General features: G+C 70.5%; 17 protein-coding genes. 7 read left to right on the top strand and 10 right to left on the bottom strand.

Features of this window, described 5'->3' with window-relative positions; genetic code table 11:
• Window positions 1–249: 249 nt before the first annotated feature.
• The 9 genes from ACWGO6_RS15950 to ACWGO6_RS15910 form a co-directional block, all read right to left on the bottom strand.
• Window positions 250–2,403: a peptidase C14 gene (locus ACWGO6_RS15950; RefSeq protein WP_452327235.1), complete on the bottom strand. Its 2,154-nt coding sequence runs from the start codon at window positions 2,401–2,403 to the stop codon at window positions 250–252.
• Window positions 2,404–2,512: 109 nt separating this feature from the next.
• Window positions 2,513–3,430 (bottom strand): GNAT family N-acetyltransferase, encoded by a 918-nt coding sequence (locus tag ACWGO6_RS15945; RefSeq protein WP_452327234.1) that lies wholly within the window; start codon window positions 3,428–3,430, stop codon window positions 2,513–2,515.
• Window positions 3,427–4,386, bottom strand: a complete 960-nt coding sequence (locus tag ACWGO6_RS15940) for a hypothetical protein (RefSeq protein ID WP_452327233.1) — start codon at window positions 4,384–4,386, stop codon at window positions 3,427–3,429. Before ACWGO6_RS15940 ends, ACWGO6_RS15945 begins: the two co-directional genes overlap by 4 nt.
• Window positions 4,383–5,396 carry a hydroxyacid dehydrogenase gene (locus tag ACWGO6_RS15935; RefSeq protein ID WP_452327232.1) on the bottom strand — a complete coding sequence of 338 codons (1,014 nt, stop codon included), beginning with the start codon at window positions 5,394–5,396 and terminating at the stop codon, window positions 4,383–4,385. Before ACWGO6_RS15935 ends, ACWGO6_RS15940 begins: the two co-directional genes overlap by 4 nt.
• The gene (locus ACWGO6_RS15930; RefSeq protein WP_452327231.1) at window positions 5,393–6,478 is read right to left on the bottom strand and encodes a dihydrodipicolinate synthase family protein; all 1,086 of its coding nucleotides are present in this window, start codon (window positions 6,476–6,478) and stop codon (window positions 5,393–5,395) included. The genes ACWGO6_RS15935 and ACWGO6_RS15930 overlap by 4 nt, the downstream gene beginning before the upstream one ends.
• Window positions 6,478–7,512 (bottom strand): NAD-dependent epimerase/dehydratase family protein, encoded by a 1,035-nt coding sequence (locus ACWGO6_RS15925; RefSeq protein WP_452327230.1) that lies wholly within the window; start codon window positions 7,510–7,512, stop codon window positions 6,478–6,480. The genes ACWGO6_RS15930 and ACWGO6_RS15925 overlap by 1 nt, the downstream gene beginning before the upstream one ends.
• A gap of 19 nt (window positions 7,513–7,531) precedes the next feature.
• The gene (locus ACWGO6_RS15920; protein ID WP_376102038.1) at window positions 7,532–8,449 is read right to left on the bottom strand and encodes a carbohydrate ABC transporter permease; all 918 of its coding nucleotides are present in this window, start codon (window positions 8,447–8,449) and stop codon (window positions 7,532–7,534) included.
• On the bottom strand, window positions 8,446–9,351 hold the full coding sequence (locus ACWGO6_RS15915; RefSeq protein ID WP_136041780.1) for a carbohydrate ABC transporter permease: 906 nt from the start codon (window positions 9,349–9,351) through the stop codon (window positions 8,446–8,448). The genes ACWGO6_RS15920 and ACWGO6_RS15915 overlap by 4 nt, the downstream gene beginning before the upstream one ends.
• Window positions 9,352–9,427: 76 nt before the next feature.
• The gene (locus ACWGO6_RS15910; protein WP_376102036.1) at window positions 9,428–10,669 is read right to left on the bottom strand and encodes an ABC transporter substrate-binding protein; all 1,242 of its coding nucleotides are present in this window, start codon (window positions 10,667–10,669) and stop codon (window positions 9,428–9,430) included.
• 189 nt (window positions 10,670–10,858) lie between these two features.
• On the opposite strand from ACWGO6_RS15910, the gene ACWGO6_RS15905 reads away from it, so the two are divergent.
• The 6 genes from ACWGO6_RS15905 to ACWGO6_RS15880 are packed head-to-tail and all read left to right on the top strand — an operon-like array spanning window position 10,859 to window position 16,888.
• Window positions 10,859–12,043 carry an ROK family protein gene (locus ACWGO6_RS15905; RefSeq protein WP_452327229.1) on the top strand — a complete coding sequence of 395 codons (1,185 nt, stop codon included), beginning with the start codon at window positions 10,859–10,861 and terminating at the stop codon, window positions 12,041–12,043.
• On the top strand, window positions 12,040–13,065 hold the full coding sequence (locus ACWGO6_RS15900; protein WP_452327228.1) for a Gfo/Idh/MocA family protein: 1,026 nt from the start codon (window positions 12,040–12,042) through the stop codon (window positions 13,063–13,065). Before ACWGO6_RS15905 ends, ACWGO6_RS15900 begins: the two co-directional genes overlap by 4 nt.
• Window positions 13,062–14,087 (top strand): Gfo/Idh/MocA family protein, encoded by a 1,026-nt coding sequence (locus ACWGO6_RS15895; protein ID WP_452327227.1) that lies wholly within the window; start codon window positions 13,062–13,064, stop codon window positions 14,085–14,087. The genes ACWGO6_RS15900 and ACWGO6_RS15895 overlap by 4 nt, the downstream gene beginning before the upstream one ends.
• 40 nt (window positions 14,088–14,127) lie before the next feature.
• The gene (locus ACWGO6_RS15890; protein WP_452327226.1) at window positions 14,128–15,345 is read left to right on the top strand and encodes an aminotransferase class III-fold pyridoxal phosphate-dependent enzyme; all 1,218 of its coding nucleotides are present in this window, start codon (window positions 14,128–14,130) and stop codon (window positions 15,343–15,345) included.
• The gene (locus ACWGO6_RS15885; protein ID WP_452327225.1) at window positions 15,342–16,091 is read left to right on the top strand and encodes an amidohydrolase family protein; all 750 of its coding nucleotides are present in this window, start codon (window positions 15,342–15,344) and stop codon (window positions 16,089–16,091) included. Before ACWGO6_RS15890 ends, ACWGO6_RS15885 begins: the two co-directional genes overlap by 4 nt.
• Window positions 16,088–16,888, top strand: a complete 801-nt coding sequence (locus ACWGO6_RS15880; RefSeq protein WP_452327224.1) for an amidohydrolase family protein — start codon at window positions 16,088–16,090, stop codon at window positions 16,886–16,888. Before ACWGO6_RS15885 ends, ACWGO6_RS15880 begins: the two co-directional genes overlap by 4 nt.
• A 48-nt stretch (window positions 16,889–16,936) precedes the next feature.
• Here the strand turns inward: ACWGO6_RS15880 and ACWGO6_RS15875 are convergent, their stop codons facing one another.
• Window positions 16,937–17,212 (bottom strand): hypothetical protein, encoded by a 276-nt coding sequence (locus ACWGO6_RS15875; RefSeq protein ID WP_136041772.1) that lies wholly within the window; start codon window positions 17,210–17,212, stop codon window positions 16,937–16,939.
• A 431-nt stretch (window positions 17,213–17,643) separates the two neighbouring features.
• Between ACWGO6_RS15875 and ACWGO6_RS15870 the strand changes: the two genes are divergently transcribed.
• Window positions 17,644–18,438, top strand: coding sequence for an SDR family NAD(P)-dependent oxidoreductase (locus ACWGO6_RS15870; protein ID WP_452327223.1), 795 nt, complete (start codon window positions 17,644–17,646; stop codon window positions 18,436–18,438).
• The last annotated feature ends 89 nt before the right edge of the window (window positions 18,439–18,527 follow it).

The following is an 18,527-nucleotide window of genomic DNA, read 5'->3' as shown; positions in this document are numbered from 1 at the left end:
GGCAGGTCCCGGTTTCCTCCCCGCGCCGACAACCGGTGGCCCCTCCGCCCCTCCCCCCTGCGCCCCTCCCCCTCACCCCTGCGCCGAGTGCACGGCTTCGCGCCGAGTGCACGGCATCTTCACGTCGAGAAGCCGTGCACTCGAGAACAACCCGTGCACTCGGCGACAGCGGGGGCCGGGGCGGCAGGGGGGTGGAGGTGGGCGGCGGCACTCGGCACGCGCAGCGGGGCGCGGGCGGCGCTCCGCGACTCAGACCACGAGGTTGGCGGTGTCGACGACGCGGTCACCCTCGGCGGGGAAGGCCGCGCGGGTGACGCCCGACTCGACGTTGCCGGTGTGCAGCAGGGTCGAAGAGCCGCCGAACGCGGCATCCGCCAGCTCCAGCGCGCCGCCCTCGAACCGGTTGCCGACCGCGCGATAGTGCGTCGCACCCTTCGTGACCGCGACATGGGTCGACGATCCCTCGGCGCGGAAGCTGCTGTCGGACAGTGTCAGGTGCAGCTCGCCGTCGCCCGTCCGGGATACACCGGTTCCGCCCTTGATCGACACATCCGATCCCGCGATCTCGACCACCTGGCGCTCCGCCCGCGCCGCAGCGAGGCGGGCGTTGCGCAGCGTCGACCCCTCGAACCGCAGCTGCGCCGACGACGACACGATCGGCGCCGCGTCATCCGCCGCGTTCAGCGTCGAACCGCGGAACGTGACCGCCCCCGAGCCCGCGATCTTCAGGCCGCCGACCCGGTCGAGCACGGTGTCGACGAAGGTGACCGGGGTCTTCACGGTGGCATTGGTGAGCTCGCCCGGCGCGACGAACGTGAAGTGCGAGTCGGCGATCACGGTCGGGCGACCGGAGTTGTCCGAGGCCTGCGTGATCACGAGCGTGTCGGATGCCGTGCACCCGCGCAGCTGCGCGCCGTCGGCGTTGATCCACAGCATCCCGGAGCCGGCGAGCGAGGGCTTGCCGATCACCTGCACGTCTTCGAGGGTGAGGTCGGTGATGCGCACGCGGGCGACGAACCACGAGCACACGTGCTTGCGCACCGTGATGCGCTTGGCAGCCGAGCCCCAGGCCGCCCCCGAGTTCGCGAACGTCATCAGCCCGGAGTTGCCGGTGTAGGTGAGGTCGTGCTCGTACTGGCCGTGCGTGACGAACGGACCCTGGTCGTCGCCGTCGCCGTGGCAGTTCTCGACCAGGCAGTAGGCGCTCGCGGTGAAGTCGTTCAGGTGCCGCGAGTTGGCGGTGTGGCAGTTGGCGACGTATCCGTACAGGCAGTAGATCTGCTGCGTCAGGTAGCCGGCGCCACCCCACGTCACCGAGGTGGGGTTCTTGAGCGTGCAGCTCACGGTCGAGAAGTAGGTGTTCCACCGCCGCTGGATGAGCGGCCAGAACGTACCGGTGCCGTCGATGTGGTCGACGTCGCAGCGCACCGCGTACTCGAAGGCGAGCGGGTGCGAGCCCGTGTACTCGTCCTTCCCCGTGCCGAGGAACTTCAGGTTCGAAACGGTCACGTCCTGCACCGGCACCACTCGGCGCCACGTCATCGTGCGGTCCTTGCCGAGCGGCCAGCCGTTCTTGTAATTGATGCGGATGTGCGTGCCGTCGACGATCTGCGTGACCTGCACGAGCCGCTGCAGCTCGCGCTCCCAGCGGCCGGCCAACGCGTTCACCTCGGCGGCGTACCAGTCGCCGACCGCGAAGAACGAGGAGTCGGCGACCGGGAAGACGTCGCCGAGGTCGGGGACCACCTCATTCAGCCGCGCCTCGTGCACGGCATCCGTCACCTCGCCGCGGAAGAACATGACCGCGGCGAAGGGGTCGTCCTTGCCGGCGTTCTCGATGCCGACCGTCGTCATGAGGTGGCCACCGAAGTCGAACGCGATGTTCGACCGCGAGAACTTGTGGCGGCGCACGAAGTTCAGGTCGCTGTGGGCCTCGATCCGATGGATGCTCGCATCGTTCACCATCGCGTCGAGAGCATCGTCGGCGTTGACCTTCGCGTCCATCACGCCGAACAGGCGGAAGTCGACGACCCCGTCGTGCACGAGCAGCCAGGCGCCGCCCTTGGGGGCCGCGAGCACGGTGCCGCCGTTCGCCTTCGGGGCATCCTTCTTCACGAACCGGTACAGCCCGTCGCCACCGTCTCCGGCCGCCGCGTACCCGACCGTGCGCACGAGGTCGCCGTCTTTGCCCTTGCGCTTCGCGAGGTCGGTCGCGGTGCCGCCGTTGGCGACGTTCGCCGAGCCCGACGAGCTCTGCGGTGCCACGGGTCCTGCGGCCTGTGCGGCGGCGGGCATGCCGACGGCGGCCACTCCACCGATCGCGGCGGCGCCGAACCCGGCGAGCAGCATGCGCCTGCTGCGCAGCGCGGCGGTTTCGGTCTGGGTCATCTCCTGCGGGGTCATGCTCATCCTTCCGTGCGGCGTCATCACCGCGGTCAGGCGTCCGGCCGTCCGGCCGAGCCGCATCATCCGATTGATCCCCAGTCCCCAGTGCCGTGCTCCGAGCGGATGCTCAGAAGTAGTCGCCCGCCGTGAAGTGGCGGATGCCGTGCAATCGAGCCGCGCGCCGAAGCGGGCGGATCATCCCGGTGCGGTCGTCTTGCCGCACGGCCTCGGGCGCGAAGTCGCGCATCACGAGGTCGTCTTCCGGCAGGGCGGGCACGGCGAGCTCGCACGAGGTCACACCCGCCGCAGCCCAGTCCGCAGCGACCGCGGCGAGCAGCTCACCGCGCGCGGCGGCGGCCTCCGGAAGCACGGCACTCTCCAGAAGAGTTCCGACCTCACCGCGGCGCTCGGCGATCACATAGCCGACCACCGTCGATCCCTCGACCCGCCGGTACAGGGTGGCGCCGCTCATCCGCACCTCCGCCATCGCCCAGTCGCGATCGCCGCGCACCGGGGCGAGCACGACCCTGCCGTCGCGCGAACGCTCGTAGATCTCGCGCAGCGGGCGCAGACTCCCGAGCCCGACGGTCTCCCGCTCGACGCGATCATCGGTCTCGACGGGAGCGGGAGCGCGCCAGGGCCCGGCCAGGGTGCGCGCCATCGAGAACGTCTCGAACCCGCTGGAGCGATACACCTCGGGGGTTCCGGTGAACAGCAGCGCCCAGTCGGCGTCGCGACCCGCCTGCAGCGTCGCGGCGACCAACTGACGTGCGAGCCCCTGACCCCGCGCCCGCTCGGCGACCGCGACACTGCCGATGGCGTGCACCTCGGCGATCCCGCCGTCGGCCTCCCGCAGCCGCTTGGGCAGTCCGTAGATCGACCCGCACAGACCGTCGCCGTCTTCGGCCACCAGCGTGTGCGCGAGCCGCTCGTCGTCGACGAGCCACTGGTCGGGGGCGAGCGGCGGAGTGAACACTGTCGCCCACAGCGCGGCGAGTGCCTGCTGGTCGGCGGCGCGGGCCACACGGATCGTCGCCGCGCTCACGAGACACCTCGAGCGATCTCGGCGGCACGGACGGTGTTCGCCACGACGCCCCGTGCCTCGCTCCAGGGAGCCGCGGTCGCGCCCTGTGCCGCCGCGTCGAGCAGTGCACGGATCAGGCCGAGGAAACCCAGCGTCGCGTTCACGCCCTCACCATCGGCACCGTCATCGACACCGAGCGAGACGGATCGGATGCCGGCGGCCATCACCACGTCCACCGCGTACGCATCCGCGCCGGGCGCCCCGGTGACGAGCACCTGCACCGGCACCTCGCGATGCGCCCCGGGCACGCGCAGCAGACCGTCGACGCCGGCGGCATCCTCTGACGCAGTGGCGGATCCGCCGCTCGTGCGCGTCCAGCCGGATCCGGAGACGAGGTCAGCTCCCGGCAGCAGCACGTCGACCATCTCCCAGGCGTGCACGCCGACCGTCACGGCGGTGCCCCCTCCACGCTGCGGGTCGTCCTGCCAGGAGCGGCCCGGCAACTGGAACGCTGCGTTGTCGTGCTGGACGTGCACCCGGAGCGCGAGGACATCACCGACCGCGATCTCCCCGGCAAGAGAGGCGAGCGCAGGGGCGAAACGGAGGACGGAACTCGTGCCGACCGGCACCGAGGATGCTGCGAGCGCGCGGTCGACCTCATCGAGCTGGGCCGCCGTCGCGGCGATGACCTTGTTCACGAACACCGGAGCGCCCCCACGGCCGAGAGCCTTCAGGAAAGGGACCGTCTCATCCGGCCGCGGTGTCGCGATCACGAAGTCGGGCTGCAGTGCGGCGAGGGCGCCGACAGAGTCCACCGCCGCACCGCCGAACCGTGCCGCGAAGTCGTCGGCCACCACCGCATCCGCATCGTGCACCCCGACGACCTCGGCGCCCAGCGCGCGGACGTTCGCGGCATCGGTGTACGGGTGCGAGTGCGCGAGTCCGGCGAAGGCCACCCGCAGCGCCGACCCGGTCATGCCATCGACGACAGCTGGTCGCGGGAGATGGTGTGCGCGAGCGGACGCCCCGCGGCGAAGGCCTCGACCTCGTCGACGACGATCCGCCCCTGACGCAATCGTCCCTGGCTCGTGCCGGCCGCCCGGTGCGGAGTGACCAGCACTCCGGGCAGCGTGCGGAACGGGCTGTCGACGGCGAACGGCTCCTCGTCGAACACGTCGATCGCGGCGCTGAGCCGACCGCGCTGCGCCTCCTCGATCAACGCGGCCTCGTCGACCAGCCACGACCGCGCCGTGTTCACGAGCCCCGCGCCGTCGCGCATGAGTGCGAGCTCACGGCGACCGATCAGGTGATGGGTCTCGGGCAGCGTGGGTGCGTGCACGGCGACGATCTGCGCGCGCTGCAGCGCCTCGGCGAGCGACACGAGCTCGGCACCGAGAACGGCAGCGGTCGCCGCATCGAGAGTCGGGTCGACCAGCAGCGGTTCGGCCCCGAGCGCACGGATCAGTTCGAGATACGCACGTCCGGTGCGCGAGGCCCCGATCACGGCGATGGGCGTGCCGAGGATCTCGCGCTGCACGCCCACGGCATCCGCGTCGTACCAACCGTCGCCATCCCGCAGGGCGTTGTGCATCTCGGGCACCCGGTGCAGCAGGGCGAGCGTGAACGTCAGCGACACCTCGGCGACGGGCCGCGCCATGCCCGCACCCGCCTGGGTCACGACGACACCGCGGTCGAACAGCGCATCCGTCGCGAAGGGCTTGATCGTGGCGCCGGTGTGCGCGATGAGCTCGAGCTTCGGCAGCGAGGCGAGCACCGCCGCGTCGAACGGGCCGACGCCCCAGCTCGTGATGACGATGCGCGCCTCGGCGAGTTCGGCGTCGGCCAACCGATCCACGCGAACGAAAGAACCCCCGAGACGAGCGGCCACCACGCGCAGCCGCCCCGCATCCTCCGCCGAGAAGAACTCCGCGAAGAGTTCCTCGGAGACGACCGCGACCACGGCCGGCGCACCCGTGCCCGCACTCATGCCAGCCAGGCCTCGAGGTTCTCGGCGATGAAGGCGTCGTCGTTCAGGTCGGGGTAGGCGTGGCGCACCCGCGCGATCTCCTCGGCCTGCCCCGGCGAGAGCCCTTCTGCGGGGTCGAGGCACCAGGTGCCGTCGAGCAGGCCCTGCTGGCGGAGCATCTCGTGCACGCCGGCGATCACCCCGTGGAAGTCGTTGCCCGGGTCGAACACGGCCTGGTTGACGTCGACCATGTCGGAGGCGACGAGCCCGAGTTCGCGGTAGGCCTCCGCGTCGCCGGCCATCGCCCGCTGGGCGCGTTCGAGGAGCGCGACGGCAGCACGCGTGCCGACCGCCCACTGGCCGAGCAGTCCGCCGACGAAGCGCAGCGTGCGCGGACCCGACGGCGACTCCACGTGGAACTCGGAGAGCAGGTCGGCGACGATCGCGTCGTCGTTGCCCGTGTAGAGGGCGATCTCGTCGGCGCGACCGGAGGCGGCGACGCCGCGCACCAGCTCCAGGGTGCGGTACCGGTCGAAGGGCGCGGCCTTGACGGCGACGACAGCGGGGATCGATGCGAACTCACGCCAGAAGTCGCGGTCGAGCACGGGTCCGCCGATCGCGGTCTGCAGGTAGAAGCCGACCAGCGGCAGCACCTCGCCGACGGCGCGGGCGCGTTCGAGCAGGGCACGCTCGTCGGCGCCCGCGACCCGGGGACTCACGAGCACGGCGTCGTAGCCCAGCGAGCGGGCCAGCTCCGCCTCGGCCACCGCCTGAGCGGTGTCGCCGGCCACTCCGGCGATGCGCACGAGGCTCGCGTCGTCGCGGGCATCCATCTCCTCGGCTGCGAGCGCGAGCACCGGCTCGAACAGCGCGTGCTCCGGGTCGCGGATCTCGAACTGGGTCGTGTGCACGCCGACGGCGAGGCCGCCGGCACCGGCATCCAGGTAGTACCGGGAGAGCGCGCGCTGACGACGCTCGTCGAGCGCGCGGTCGGCGGTGAGCGCGAGCGGATGCGCCGGGATGACCGCTCCGCGCGCGAGCGTGGCGGCGGCCTCGGGGCGCAGCGACGGCACGGTCGCGGTGCGTGCGGCGGACTCCGTCATCAGAACTTCCCGTCCCGCACGGCCCACTTGGTCGGCTTGGCGATCATCGGCAACTCCTTCTCGATCCAGTCGGCCTGCAGACCGATGAGGGTCTCGGCGGACACGGCCGGGTAGCCGAACAGCGCCATGCACCGGCGGGCGTCGCTGAGCAGCGCGGTCGGCTGCGGCTCGTCGACGATCTCGACCTCCCGGTCGAACAGCGTGCCGAAGCGGCGGGCGATCGACTCGACGCTCAGCAGCTCGGGACCGGTGAGGTTGATCGTGAACGGGTCGGTCGAGGCGTGCACGAGGCTGCGCAGCACGACCTCGTTCGCGTAGCCCTGCCAGATGACGTTGACGTTGGCGGTGGCGACCGACACGGGCTGCCCCGCATGCACGGCACTGCCGATGTCGGCGAGCACCCCGTAACGCAGGTCGACGGCGTAGTTCAGGCGGATGATCGCGACCTTGGTGCCGCGCTCCTGGGCGCCGAACTCGAACACCCGCTCGCGCCCGAGGCACGACTGCGCGTACTCGCCGATCGGCGCCGGCTGCACCTCTTCGGATGCGCCGCCCGACGAGGCGGGGAGGAACGGGTAGATGTTGCCCGTGGAGAGCACCGAGATGGCGCTGTCGCGGTAGCGGCGGGCGACGCGGTCGGGCAGGGCGGCGTTGACCTCCCACGCCCAGGAGGCGTTGGTCGCGGCGCCGAACTTCGCGCCGACCATGAACACCACGTTCGGGGCATCCGGCAGGGATGCGAAGTCATCGTTCTCGATCAGGTCGAACGAGACGACCTTCACCCCGGCGGTCTCGAGGCGCTCGCGGATCGCGGCGTCGCCGAAGCGGGAGACGGCGTAGACCGCGTCGTCCTTGCGGCCGGCGGCATCCATCCCTCGACGCGCGAGCATCGCCAGGGTCGGGCCCATCTTGCCGCCCGCACCGAGGATCACGAGGTCGCCCGCCCCGCGCGCGAGGTCGTCGATCAGGCCGGCGCTCGGGGTGGCGAGCGCCTCCTCGAGATCGGCTTCCGAAGTGAAACTGTGCTGAGTCATGTGGTGCTTTCCCTTCTTCTCAGCCCTTGATGCCCGTACCGGCCACGCCCTCCTGCACGTACCGCTGAGCGATGAGGTACGCGAGGAAGATGGGCAGCAGCGCCACGACGGATCCGGCGAGCATGGTGCTCAGCGGGACGTTCTGCTGCTGCAGCGACGAGATGCCGACGGTGAGTGTGAACATCGCGTTGGACTTCGCGATGATGAGCGGCCACAGGAAGTCGTTCCAGTGCCACAGGAAGACGAAGATGCCGAGGGTCGCGAGGATCGGCTTGCACAGCGGCAGCACGATCCGCAGGAAGATGCGGAACTCGCCCGCACCGTCGATGCGGGCGGCCTCGAACAGCTCGTCGGGGAGGCCCGAGATGAACTGCCGCATCAGGAACACGGCCTGCGCGTTGGCGAGCGACGGCAGGATCAGGCCCCAGTACGTGTCGACGCCGCCGAGGTTCGCCATGAGGATGAACGTCGGGATGAGGGTGACGTGGAACGGGACCATCACCATCGCGAGGAACGACCAGAACATCACCTCCTTGCCGCGGAAGCGCTTCTTGGCGAAGGCGTACCCCGCGAGCGCCGAGAGGAACAGCACCGCGACGACCGAGACGAGCGAGTAGATGAGCGTGTTGCCGAGCCAGCCGAGGATGTTCTGCCCGGCGAGCACCTGCTCGTAGGCCTCGAACGAGATGTCCTGGAACGGCAGCAGCGACCCGGGGAGCTCGACGACCATGCCCGGCTTCAGGCTCAGCACGACCATCGCGTAGAAGGGGAAGAAGCTGAGGATGCCGGCCAGGCTCAGCCAGATCCATCGTCCGACGATCCCCCAGCCGGTGGGCTGGAGTGCGCGGTATGCGCGGCGCTGCTTGGTCGACGTCTTCGGCGGCATCACCGGCGACTGCGTCGGCGGCTGGGTCGGCGGCTGCAACAGAGCGGTCATTTCTGCTTTCCGATCACCAGGCGCTGGATGAGCGCGACGACGAGGGTCATGATGAACAGGGCCACACCGATGGCGGCCGCGTATCCGTAGTCGAAGTAGCGGAAGCCCTGGTCGTACAGCATGTAGACGAGCGAGTAGCTGGCGTTCGCGGGTCCACCCTGGGTCATCACGTAGATGACGTCGAACACCTGGAACGCGGCGGTCGTCTCGATCACCGCGAGGAAGAAGAAGGTCGGACGCAGCACCGGGAGGATGACGTAGCGGAAGCGCTGCCAGGCGCCTGCTCCGTCCATCAGGGCCGCCTCTTCGAGCTCGCGCGGCACGTCCTGCAGCGCGGCGATGAGGATCATCATCCCGTAGCCGAATCGCGACCAGACGCCCACGACGACGATGGCCGGGATGACGAGCACGGTGCTGCCCAGCCAGGATCCGCCGAGACCCAGGGGGGTCATCAGCGCCGACCAGGGGCCGTTGGCCGAGAATATCCAGACGAAGATCGAGCCCGCCAGCACGAGCGAGGTGATGACGGGGAGGAAGAAGATCGACCGGAAGAAGCGCGCGCCCCGGAAGGCGCGGCGCACGCCGAGCGCCATCACGGTGGAGAGCACGAGCGCGATCGGCACAGCGAACACCGTGTAGATCAGCGTGGTGCCCATCGCCCGCCAGAACAGCGGGTCGGCGATCATGCGCTGGAAGTGGTCGAGCCCGCGCCAGGAGATCTCGCCGGTGATGTCGTAGTCGAAGAAGCTCAAGGCGACGCCGACGATGCTGGGGCCGAAGCGGAAGGCGATGAAGAGGAGGAACGCAGGGAGCACGAACAGGAACGCGATGCGCGCCTCTCGCCGTGCGAGCACCCGTGCGACCCGCCCTGCGGGCCTCTTCGCCGTGGTTGCCGTCGTCATCAGTGATTCCTCACGTGGGGGAGTGAAGGGAACGGGGGCGTGCGGAGTTCGGGCTCCGCACGCCCCCGGATGCTGCTTACTTCTTGGTGAGCGGTGCCGCGGCGGTCGCGGCATCCTTCAGGGCGTCCTCCGGGGACTTGTCCCCGAGGAGGGCGGCCTGGATCTCGGGCGCGAGCACGCCCATGAGCGCACGCGACGAGGCGTTGAGCTCGCCGACCGTGGTGTCGGGCACGTACTTCTCGACCTCGCCGAGCAGCGGGTCATCCGCGTACAGCGGCTCGGTGGTGCTGAGCGCCGAGAAGAATCCGGCCGCCTTGAGGTACGGCTCGATGACGTCGGCGCCGGTCGCGTATTCCGCGAACTTCGCCGCGGCATCCTGTGCCTTGGAGCCCTTGAGCACCGAGAGCGAGCCGACCGTGCCGTAGGCCACGGTCTCCTTCTCGGTCAGCGGTGCGAGGACCTTGACGTTCTCCTCGCCCCAGAAGGGTAGGACCTCGGGGACCGCGTTGTTCCAGGTGCAGGCGACCTTGCCCTGAGCGACGGCCGTCTGCTCGAGCGGGACGTTGGTGGTGAGCGCCTCGGGGTCGAGCGCTCCGGCCTCGGCCAGGTCGGTGAGGAAGGTGAGCGCCTTCTCGCCTTCCTTGCTGTCGAAGCCGACGTCGCCGTCCTTCGTGTAGACCTCGCCACCGGCCTGCCACAGCAGCGGGTAGTAGGTGAGGTTCAGGGTGTTCTCGGCGGATGCCGGGTAGTTGAGGGCGTACATGCCCTTCTCCGTGAACTTGGGGGCCATCTCGGCGATGTCGTCCCACGTCTCGGGGTACTCGGTGACGCCGGCGGCTTCGAACGCGGCCGCGTTGCACAGGAGGGGCTGGGCACTGGTGAGCAGCGGCGCTCCGAGGATGTCACCGTCGAGGGTGACCGAGGTCTTCACGTTGGGCAGCAGGTCGCCCTGGCGCTCTTCGCTCAGCAGGTCGTTGAGCGGTGCGATCGACTTCTGGTACGCCGCGAGCTGGTCGGGGATGAGGTAGACGACGTCGGGACCCTTGCCGGCCGCGATCGCCGTCTGCAGAGCCTCGTCGCGGTTGGCCCACGGGAAGATCTCGTAGTCGACGTTGATGTTCTCGTTCTTCTTCTCGAAGTCGGCGATCGTCGAGTCCCAGAAGTCCTTGTGCACCGCCTCGTCGGCGATGACCGGGTAGAGCCAGACCGTGATGTCCTGCTCACCCTCTGCGGTGTTGCCTCCGCCGGCCGAACATCCGGCCAACAGGGTGGCAGCCGCGACTCCCGCGGCGACGCCGATGAACTTGCTGACGCGCATGGTGCTCCTTTGCTTGAACCGTGCTGAGTACGGTTCATTATGACACTGGGATGGGATAATTCGTCAAGTACAAGTTCTCAGGCGCTTGTTTCAGGCGTGTTTCCCGTTCGAAAACAACAAAGCTTGATCTGAGAATTCGGTGTGCTAATTTGATCGCACCCGACGACGGAGAAGAAGAGGGGGCAGCACATGGCCGTGAACAGTCCGCGCTCGATCGTCGCGCGATCGGCTCTGCAGCTGCGCGACGCGGGCCCCGCGACCGTCAACGACCTCTCCCGCTCCCTCGAGATCTCGCGCACCTCGGTCGAGAATGCCGTGACCGCCCTGGGCGACTCCGGGCTGATCGTCGACGCCCCGGCGCAGAACGGCGGCGGAGCCGGTCGCCCCGCCCGGCGCTATTCGTTCCATGCCGCCGCCGGCACCGTCGTCGGCGTCGACATCGGCGTCGCCAGCGTGCGGGTCGTGCTGGCCGACCTCGCGGGAGCCGTGATCGTGCAGCGCAGCTACCCCGGCGTCGCCGAGCAGCCCGACGGCGCCTCCAAACTCACCGCCGTCATCGACGACGTGCGCCGCACCCTGTTCGACGCCGGGATCCCCGCGTCGAAGCTGCGCGCGGTCGGCGTCTCGCTCCCCGGCATCGTCGATGACGCAGGGCGGGTGACCACCTCGGTCGTCATCCCCGAGTGGTCGGGCATCGACATCGGCTCGCAGCTGCGGCAGGCGTTCGGCTGCCCCGTCGCGGTCGACAACGGGGTGCGCCTGGCCGCGGTCGCGGAACACCACCTCGGTGTCGCACAGCTCGTCGACGACGTCATCTACCTCTCGGTCGGCAACCGCATCGCGATGGGGCTCATCCTCGGCGGTCGCCCGCGGCGCGGCATCCACAACGCCGCCGGCGACATCGGCCGCCTCGCCTTCCGCGGACTCAACAGCGAGACCGGACAGATCTCGTGGCGCACCGCCCCGACCGCCGCCGAGGTCTTCGCTCTGGCGCGTGGCGGAGACGCCGCCGCCCAGCAGGAGCTCGACGGCTTCATCGACGAGCTCGCCCACGGGATCGCGACCCTGACGATGACGGTCGACCCGGCCATGATCGTCATCGGTGGCGGCCTCTCCGCCGCGCACGAGCAGCTGCTCGACCCGCTGCGGGCCGCGCTTCCCGGGCACCTCGGTCTGCCGTTCCAGGTGCCGCTCGCCGAGGCCCGTCTGGGCGCCGAGGCCGCAGCGCACGGTGCGGTGGTGCATGCCTTCCAGCGGCACGCCGCCGAGATCTACGGCATCGACGACATGCCGGCCCCGCCGATCACGCCCCTGCCGGTCGAGAACACCACCGTCGATAACACCACCGCCGAGAACACCGAGGAGAAGCAGTGAGCACGTTGAAGGTCGGACTCATCGGAGCCGGCGGCATCTCGCGCGTGCACGCCGACGCGTGGCGGGCGCTGGGCGCCGAGGGCTACGTCACCTCTCTCGCTGGCGCCGAGGAGATCGCCGAGGAGTACGGTTTCGCGCTCGTCCCCGACGTCGACGCGCTCATCGAGCTGGTCGACATCGTCGACATCGTGACCCCCAGCAGCACCCACGCCGACTTCGCGCTGCGGGCGATCCGGCGCGGGCGGGACGTCATCTGTGAGAAGCCGCTGGCCGCCACCGCCGAGGCTGCGGCGACGGTCGCCCAGGCAGCCGAAGATGCCGGTGTGCGGCTCTTTCCCGCCCACGTCGTGCGCTACATGGGCGAGTACGCGCAGATCAAGGCCGGCATCGACGCCGGACGCATCGGCACGCTCGCGGTGCAGCGGTTCAGCCGCGCCGGCTCCGCGCCGCAGACGCCCTGGTTCTTCTCGGAGAGCACGGGCGGCGGCGTCATCCGCGACCTGATGATCCACGACATCGATCAGGCGGTCTGGTTCGCCGGGCCCGTCGCCACGGTCTTCGCGGTGCAGAACCCGCCGACCGTCGACGACCGGGTTCCCGCGCCCGTCACGGCGCACGTCGTACTGACGCACCGCAGCGGCGTGATCAGCCATCTACACGCCAGCTGGGTCGCACCGGGCATGCCGTTCCGCACGAGCGTCGAGGTCGCGGGATCCGAGGGCCGACTGCGATACGACAGCGCCGAAGACGCCTCGCTGCGCACGGACGCCGTGCTCGACGCCGGAGCCACCGACTACCTGCCGCCGATGTCACCCGAAGAGAGCCCGTACTACGCCGAGATCGCCGACTTCGTGGCCGCGCTGCGCGAAGGCCGCGACGCGCGGGTCAGCCCGGCCGACGGCATCGAAGCCGTCGCGGTCGCCGAGGCCGCCTACGCCTCGATCGCCGCCGGCACGCCCGTCGCGCTGCCCCTCGCGGCCCCCGCCCCCGACCGCTCCGAGGCCGAGGAGGCCGTCCGATGACCGCCCCCCGCCCGCTGCGCATCGCCGTCCTGTCGTTCGCGCACACCCACGCCCTGAGCTACGTGCATGCGCTGACGCAGATGCCCGGCGTCGAGCTGATCGCCACCGACCCCGACGGCGCCACGGCGCCCGACGACGCCCCCCGCGGTGCCGCACTGGCCGCAGAGCTGGGCGTGGCGTACGTCGACACGTACGACGAGGCCTTCGCCTGGAAGCCGGACGCCGTCGTGATCGCCGCCGAGAACTCCCGCCACCGCGCCCTCGTCGAGCGCGCGGCCGCCGCCGGGGTGCACGTGCTGTGCGAGAAGCCGCTGGCCACGACCGTCGACGACGCGATCGCGATGCGCGAGGCCTGCGAGAAGGCCGGCGTGATCCTGATGGTCGCGTACCCGGTGCGCTTCGCCCCGGGCGTGCGCGACGCGATCGCCGAGCTGCGCAGCGGCCGGCTCGGCAAGGTCCTCGGCGTCACCGGCATCAACAACGGCAAGCTCCCGCAGGATCGCGCCTGGTTCACCGACCCCGAGCTGGCGGGCGGTGGCGCACTCGTCGACCACGTCGTGCACTGCGCCGACCTGCTCGATGAACTGCTGGGTGAGCGGGCGCAGTCCGTGCGGGCGGTGTCGAACAGCATCCTGCACGCGCAGCGCGAGCTCGCGGTCGAGACCGGCGGACTCGTCACCATCCAGTACCCGAGCGGTGTGATCGCCACGATCGACTGCTCCTGGAGCTGGCCGATGAGCTCGGCGACCTGGGGCGGCCTCACGCTGCAGGTCGTGGCCGAGCGCGGCACCGTCACGGTCAGCCCGTTCGCGAAGGGCGTGGCCGGCCACGATGCGCTCGGCGAGACGTGGAGTCCCGTCGGAGCGGACCTCGACGCCCTGCTGCTCGACGAGTTCGTCCGCGCCCTGCGCGAGGGCCGGCAGCCGCAGCCCGACGCCGGTGTCGGCATCCGCACGGTCGAGATCGCGAAGGCCGCGCAACTCTCCGCAACCCGCGGCGGCGAGGTCGTCACCCTCGCCTAGACACCACACCCGCAGGATCCGAACGGCAGAGAGGCCAGGCATGCACACCGCGCACACCACGACCGGATGGCGGCAGCGCGCGCTGGCCGTGATGCCGGTCGGGTCGAGCACCAACTCCAAGGCGCCGACGCTGCTGCCGGAGGAGCCCGAGGTCATCGTCCGAGGGCGCGGATGCCGCGTGTGGGACGACCGCGGCCGCGAGTTCATCGACTACCGCTGCGCGCTCGGCCCGGTCACGCTCGGGTATGCGGATCCGACGGTCGACGCCGCGATCCGCGCCCAGCTCGACGACGGCATCCTGTTCGGCCACCCGCATCCGCTCGAGACGACCACGGCCGAGCTGTTCTGCTCCCTCGTGCCCGGCACCGAGGCCGCGCGCTTCCTGAAGACCGGCGGCGAAGCGCTGGCCGCGATCATCCGCATCGCTCGTGCGCACACCGGTCGCGACCGTGTCGTGCAGATCGGCTACAACGGCTGGCTCAACTCGCTCGCCGCGGGCGCCCGCGTGCTGCCGGGTGCGACGACGGATGCCGTGCCCGGCGTGCCGGCCGCTCTCGCTGCGCTGCATCACGCGGTCGACTGGGAAGATCGCGCCACCCTCGACCGCCTGTTCCTCACCCGAGGTTCGGAGATCGCGGTGATCCTCGTCGCCGCCGACTACCCCGCCATCCCCGAGGCGGCCGGCTTCTATCGCTACCTGCGCGACCTCGCCGACCGGCACGGCGCCCTGCTGGCCTACGACGAGATGGTCACCGGCTTCCGGGTGGCGCTCGGCGGCATGGCCGAGGCGACCGGTGTCCTCCCCGACCTGTCGGCGTTCGGCAAGGGCATCGCGAACGGGATGCCCCTCGCGGTCTACTGCGGGCGCCGGGAGGTGCTCGGCGTGCTCGACCGCGGCGAGGTGGTCGTGACCTCGACCTACGGCGGCGAGACCCTGTCGCTCGCAGCCGCCACCGCGACGATGACCGCCATCCGCGACCGCGACGTGATCGCGCGACTGCTCGCCTCCGGCACCCGACTGCAGAACGGCATGAACACGATGTTCGCTGAGGCCGGCTCCGACATCCGACTCGTCGGGCACCCGGCGTGCCCGCAGTTCGTCGGCGCCGACGCCGAGATCCAGGCGTTCCTGCGGGCGGCGTTCCGCCACGGACTCTCCTTCTATCGAGTCGTGTACGTCAATGCCGCACACACCGAGGACGACATCGACGAGACGCTGCGCCGAGCCGCGGTCGCCGTCAGCGAGGCGATGGCATGATCGGCATCGACGCCCACACCCATCTCGACGAGGGCCGTTTCGATCCCACGGTGTTCGACGCCGGCGACCGCCTCGGCATCGAGCTGTTCCTGTGCAGCAACCTCGGAGGCTTCCAAGCCCACCCGAGCCTCGACGAGGTGCGCGAGATGAACACCGTGCTTGCCGGCGAACTGCGCCGATACCCCGACCGGCTGCGCGGCTACTGCTACGTCAATCCGCGGTTCGGTCGCGACAGCCTCGACGATCTGCGCCGCAACATCGAGGACCGGGGCATGATCGGCATCAAGCTCTGGATCGCGACGCTGGCCGACGATCCGCTCAGCGACCCGATCCTCGAGTACGCCGCCGAGCACCGCCTGATCGTGCTCGCCCATGCGTGGCGCAAGACCGTCGACCGCTTCCCCTACGAGTCCACGGCCGAGCACATCGCGGCCGCCGCCCGCCGCCACCCCGACGTGCGCTTCCTGATGGCGCATCTGGGAGGTCAGCCCGAGTCGGCGGTGAACACGGTGCGCTCGTGCGCCAACGTGGCGGTCGACACCTCGGGCACGATCATCGGCGCCGGCGAGGTGGCGCAGGCCGTCGAGCGGCTCGGCCCCGATCGGGTGGTCTTCGGCTCCGACCTGCCCCACATCGACCTCGCGGCCAACGTCGGCAAGGTGCTCGGCGCGGGGCTCGACCCCGAGGCGGAAGAGCGGGTCTTCGGCGGCACGGTGGCCCGCTGGCTCGCGGAGGTCGCGGCATGACCGTGCAGGCGCGACGGATGCTGCGCGCGTTCGCCGACCTCGGCGCCACCGACACCACCTGCTTCCTCGGGCAGTGGCCCTACCGTCTTTCCGCCGCCGCGGATGCTGACGCCCTGCGCGCCCACGCCGACCGCCTCGGCCTGCACTCGGTCTGGGTCTCGCATCTGGCATCGCTGTTCGGCTTCGACACGCGCACCGGCAACGAGGCCGCGCTCGCGGCGTGTGCCGACGACCCGCTGTTCCGGGTGTTCGCGACGATCGATCCGCGTGACCCGACGTGGCGCGAGGAGCTCGACGATGCCATGGCCGCCGGTGCGCGCGGCGTGCGCGTCGGTCCCGGTTTCCACCGCTACGAGGTCTCTGCCGTGCGCCCGGTGCTCGAGGTGTGCGCCGACCGCGGGTTGCCCCTGCAGCTAATCGCCCGGCTCGACGATGCCCGAGTGCGGCATCCGCTCTCCCCCGCCGGCGACCTCGAAGTGCACCGGATCGCCGACCTCGTGCGCGAGAGCCCTGCTCATCCACTGCTGCTGAGCGGGCTGAACCGCGCGGACTGGATCACGCTGAACCGGCACCTCGGTGACGCTGCGCCCGAATGGCTGCGGCTCGACCTGTGGCACGTCAACGGCCCCACGGCTGTCGCCGACGGCCTCGGTGACGACCCGGAGCGCTGGATGTTCGGCAGCGCCTTCCCCGTGCAGGCCCCGGAGGCCACGGCGCTGCAGCTCGCGGCCTCTGCGCTTTCACCCTCCGCGCTGCGAGCGATCACGTCCGATAACGCGACCGCCCTCCTCGCCTGACGCCACATCCCCGGAGACGCCGCTTCCGGCGCGACCCGGGCGCCGGCTTCAGCGTGATCCGTACAGCGGGCGGGAGGCGTCCGCGAGCGGTTCGGCCTCCGCTGCGATCAGATCGAGCTGCGTCCGCAGTGCCGCGTGCCAACTGCTCCCGGCGGCCAGGACAGCCGCGAAGACCCCGGCCGCGGCCGTCATGGTCACGGGCGAATCGATGGCCGCACCGTAGGCGAACCATGCGACGATCAAGATCATGGCGCTCGCGGCGCCGCCGACGAGCCAACGCAGTCCGAGTCGGAGCCGTGTCGCCCGATCCGTTTCGTCGTCCATGGAGACGCCTCGCAATCCATTCCTCGCACCTGCCCGGCAGAGTCGAGTGAAATGTTACACGTTGCAGGACGAGAGGCCAACGAAACGCCGCGTCAGGATCGCGTGGACGACACATCCCCCCGACGTGGACCCTCGGGTTCCACGTCGGGGGGCGCTGCCCGGTGCGGGAGGGGGAGGCGCACCGAGAACAGGCGGCTCTCGCCGCGGCCAGTGACGCGCGGCAGCGAAGGGATCGCGGCCCGCGTCTGTGCCCGGACGGCCTTCCCCAGTCCGCCCCGAGCAACGACAGATCCATCCTATACGACATTTGACCAGCTAACGTTTTACTTTCGTCCACAATCGCTTCTCTCGCGTATGCCGGACGCCCCGGGCATGAAATCGCTGCGACCACCGTTGCACCAGCTGGCAGCATCCATCACGGAGGGAACACCATGCGCATCGATCTCACGGGCAGGACCGCACTCGTCACCGGCTCCACGCAGGGCATCGGGCGGGCGATCGCCGCGGCACTCGCCGACGCGGGCGCACGCGTGGCGGTCAACGGCCGCAAGCCCGAAACGGTCGCCTCCGTCATCACCGAGCTGCAGCAGGAGAATTCTGCACGGGATCTCTTCGCCGCAGCGGGAGACGTCACCGACCAGGCAGGAGCGGATGCGGTGCTGGCCGCGACCGGCGATGTCGACATCCTCGTCAACAACCTGGGGATCTTCGGCGCGACGCCCGCACTCGACATCACCGACGACGAGTGGCGGCGATACTTCGACGTCAACGTCCTGGCCGCGGTCCGCCTCATCCGCGCGACGCTGCCGGGCATGACCGAGCGCGGCTGGGGCCGGGTGCTCGACATCGCCAGCGACTCGGCCGTGGTGATCCCCGCCGAGATGATCCACTACGGAATGTCGAAGACGGCCCTTCTCGCGGTGTCCCGCGGATTCGCCAAGGAGGCGGCGGGCACGGGGGTCACCGTCAACTCGGTGCTGGCCGGCCCGACCCACACCGGCGGCGTCGAGGACTTCGTGTACGAGCTGGTCGACCCGACGCTGCCGTGGGACGAGGCGCAGCGCGAGTTCATGCGCCTGCACCGCCCGCAGTCGCTGCTGCAGCGGCTGATCGAGCCCGAGGAGATCGCGAACATGGTCGTCTACCTCGCTTCTCCTCTCGCTTCCGCGACGACCGGCGCCGCCGTGCGGGTCGACGGCGGCTACATCGACTCGATCGTCCCCTGAGACACATGTGGTGGGCCCGGGGGGGGGCGGGCGGCCCCACCCAACCCTCACAGCAGCGCACAACGAGGTGGGGACGCCCCCCGCGCCCG

The organism is Microbacterium sp. NPDC055665 (genome assembly GCF_053618035.1).
The sequence above is the reverse complement of the archived record's forward strand: the minus strand, read 5'-3'. Positions and strand labels throughout refer to the sequence as shown.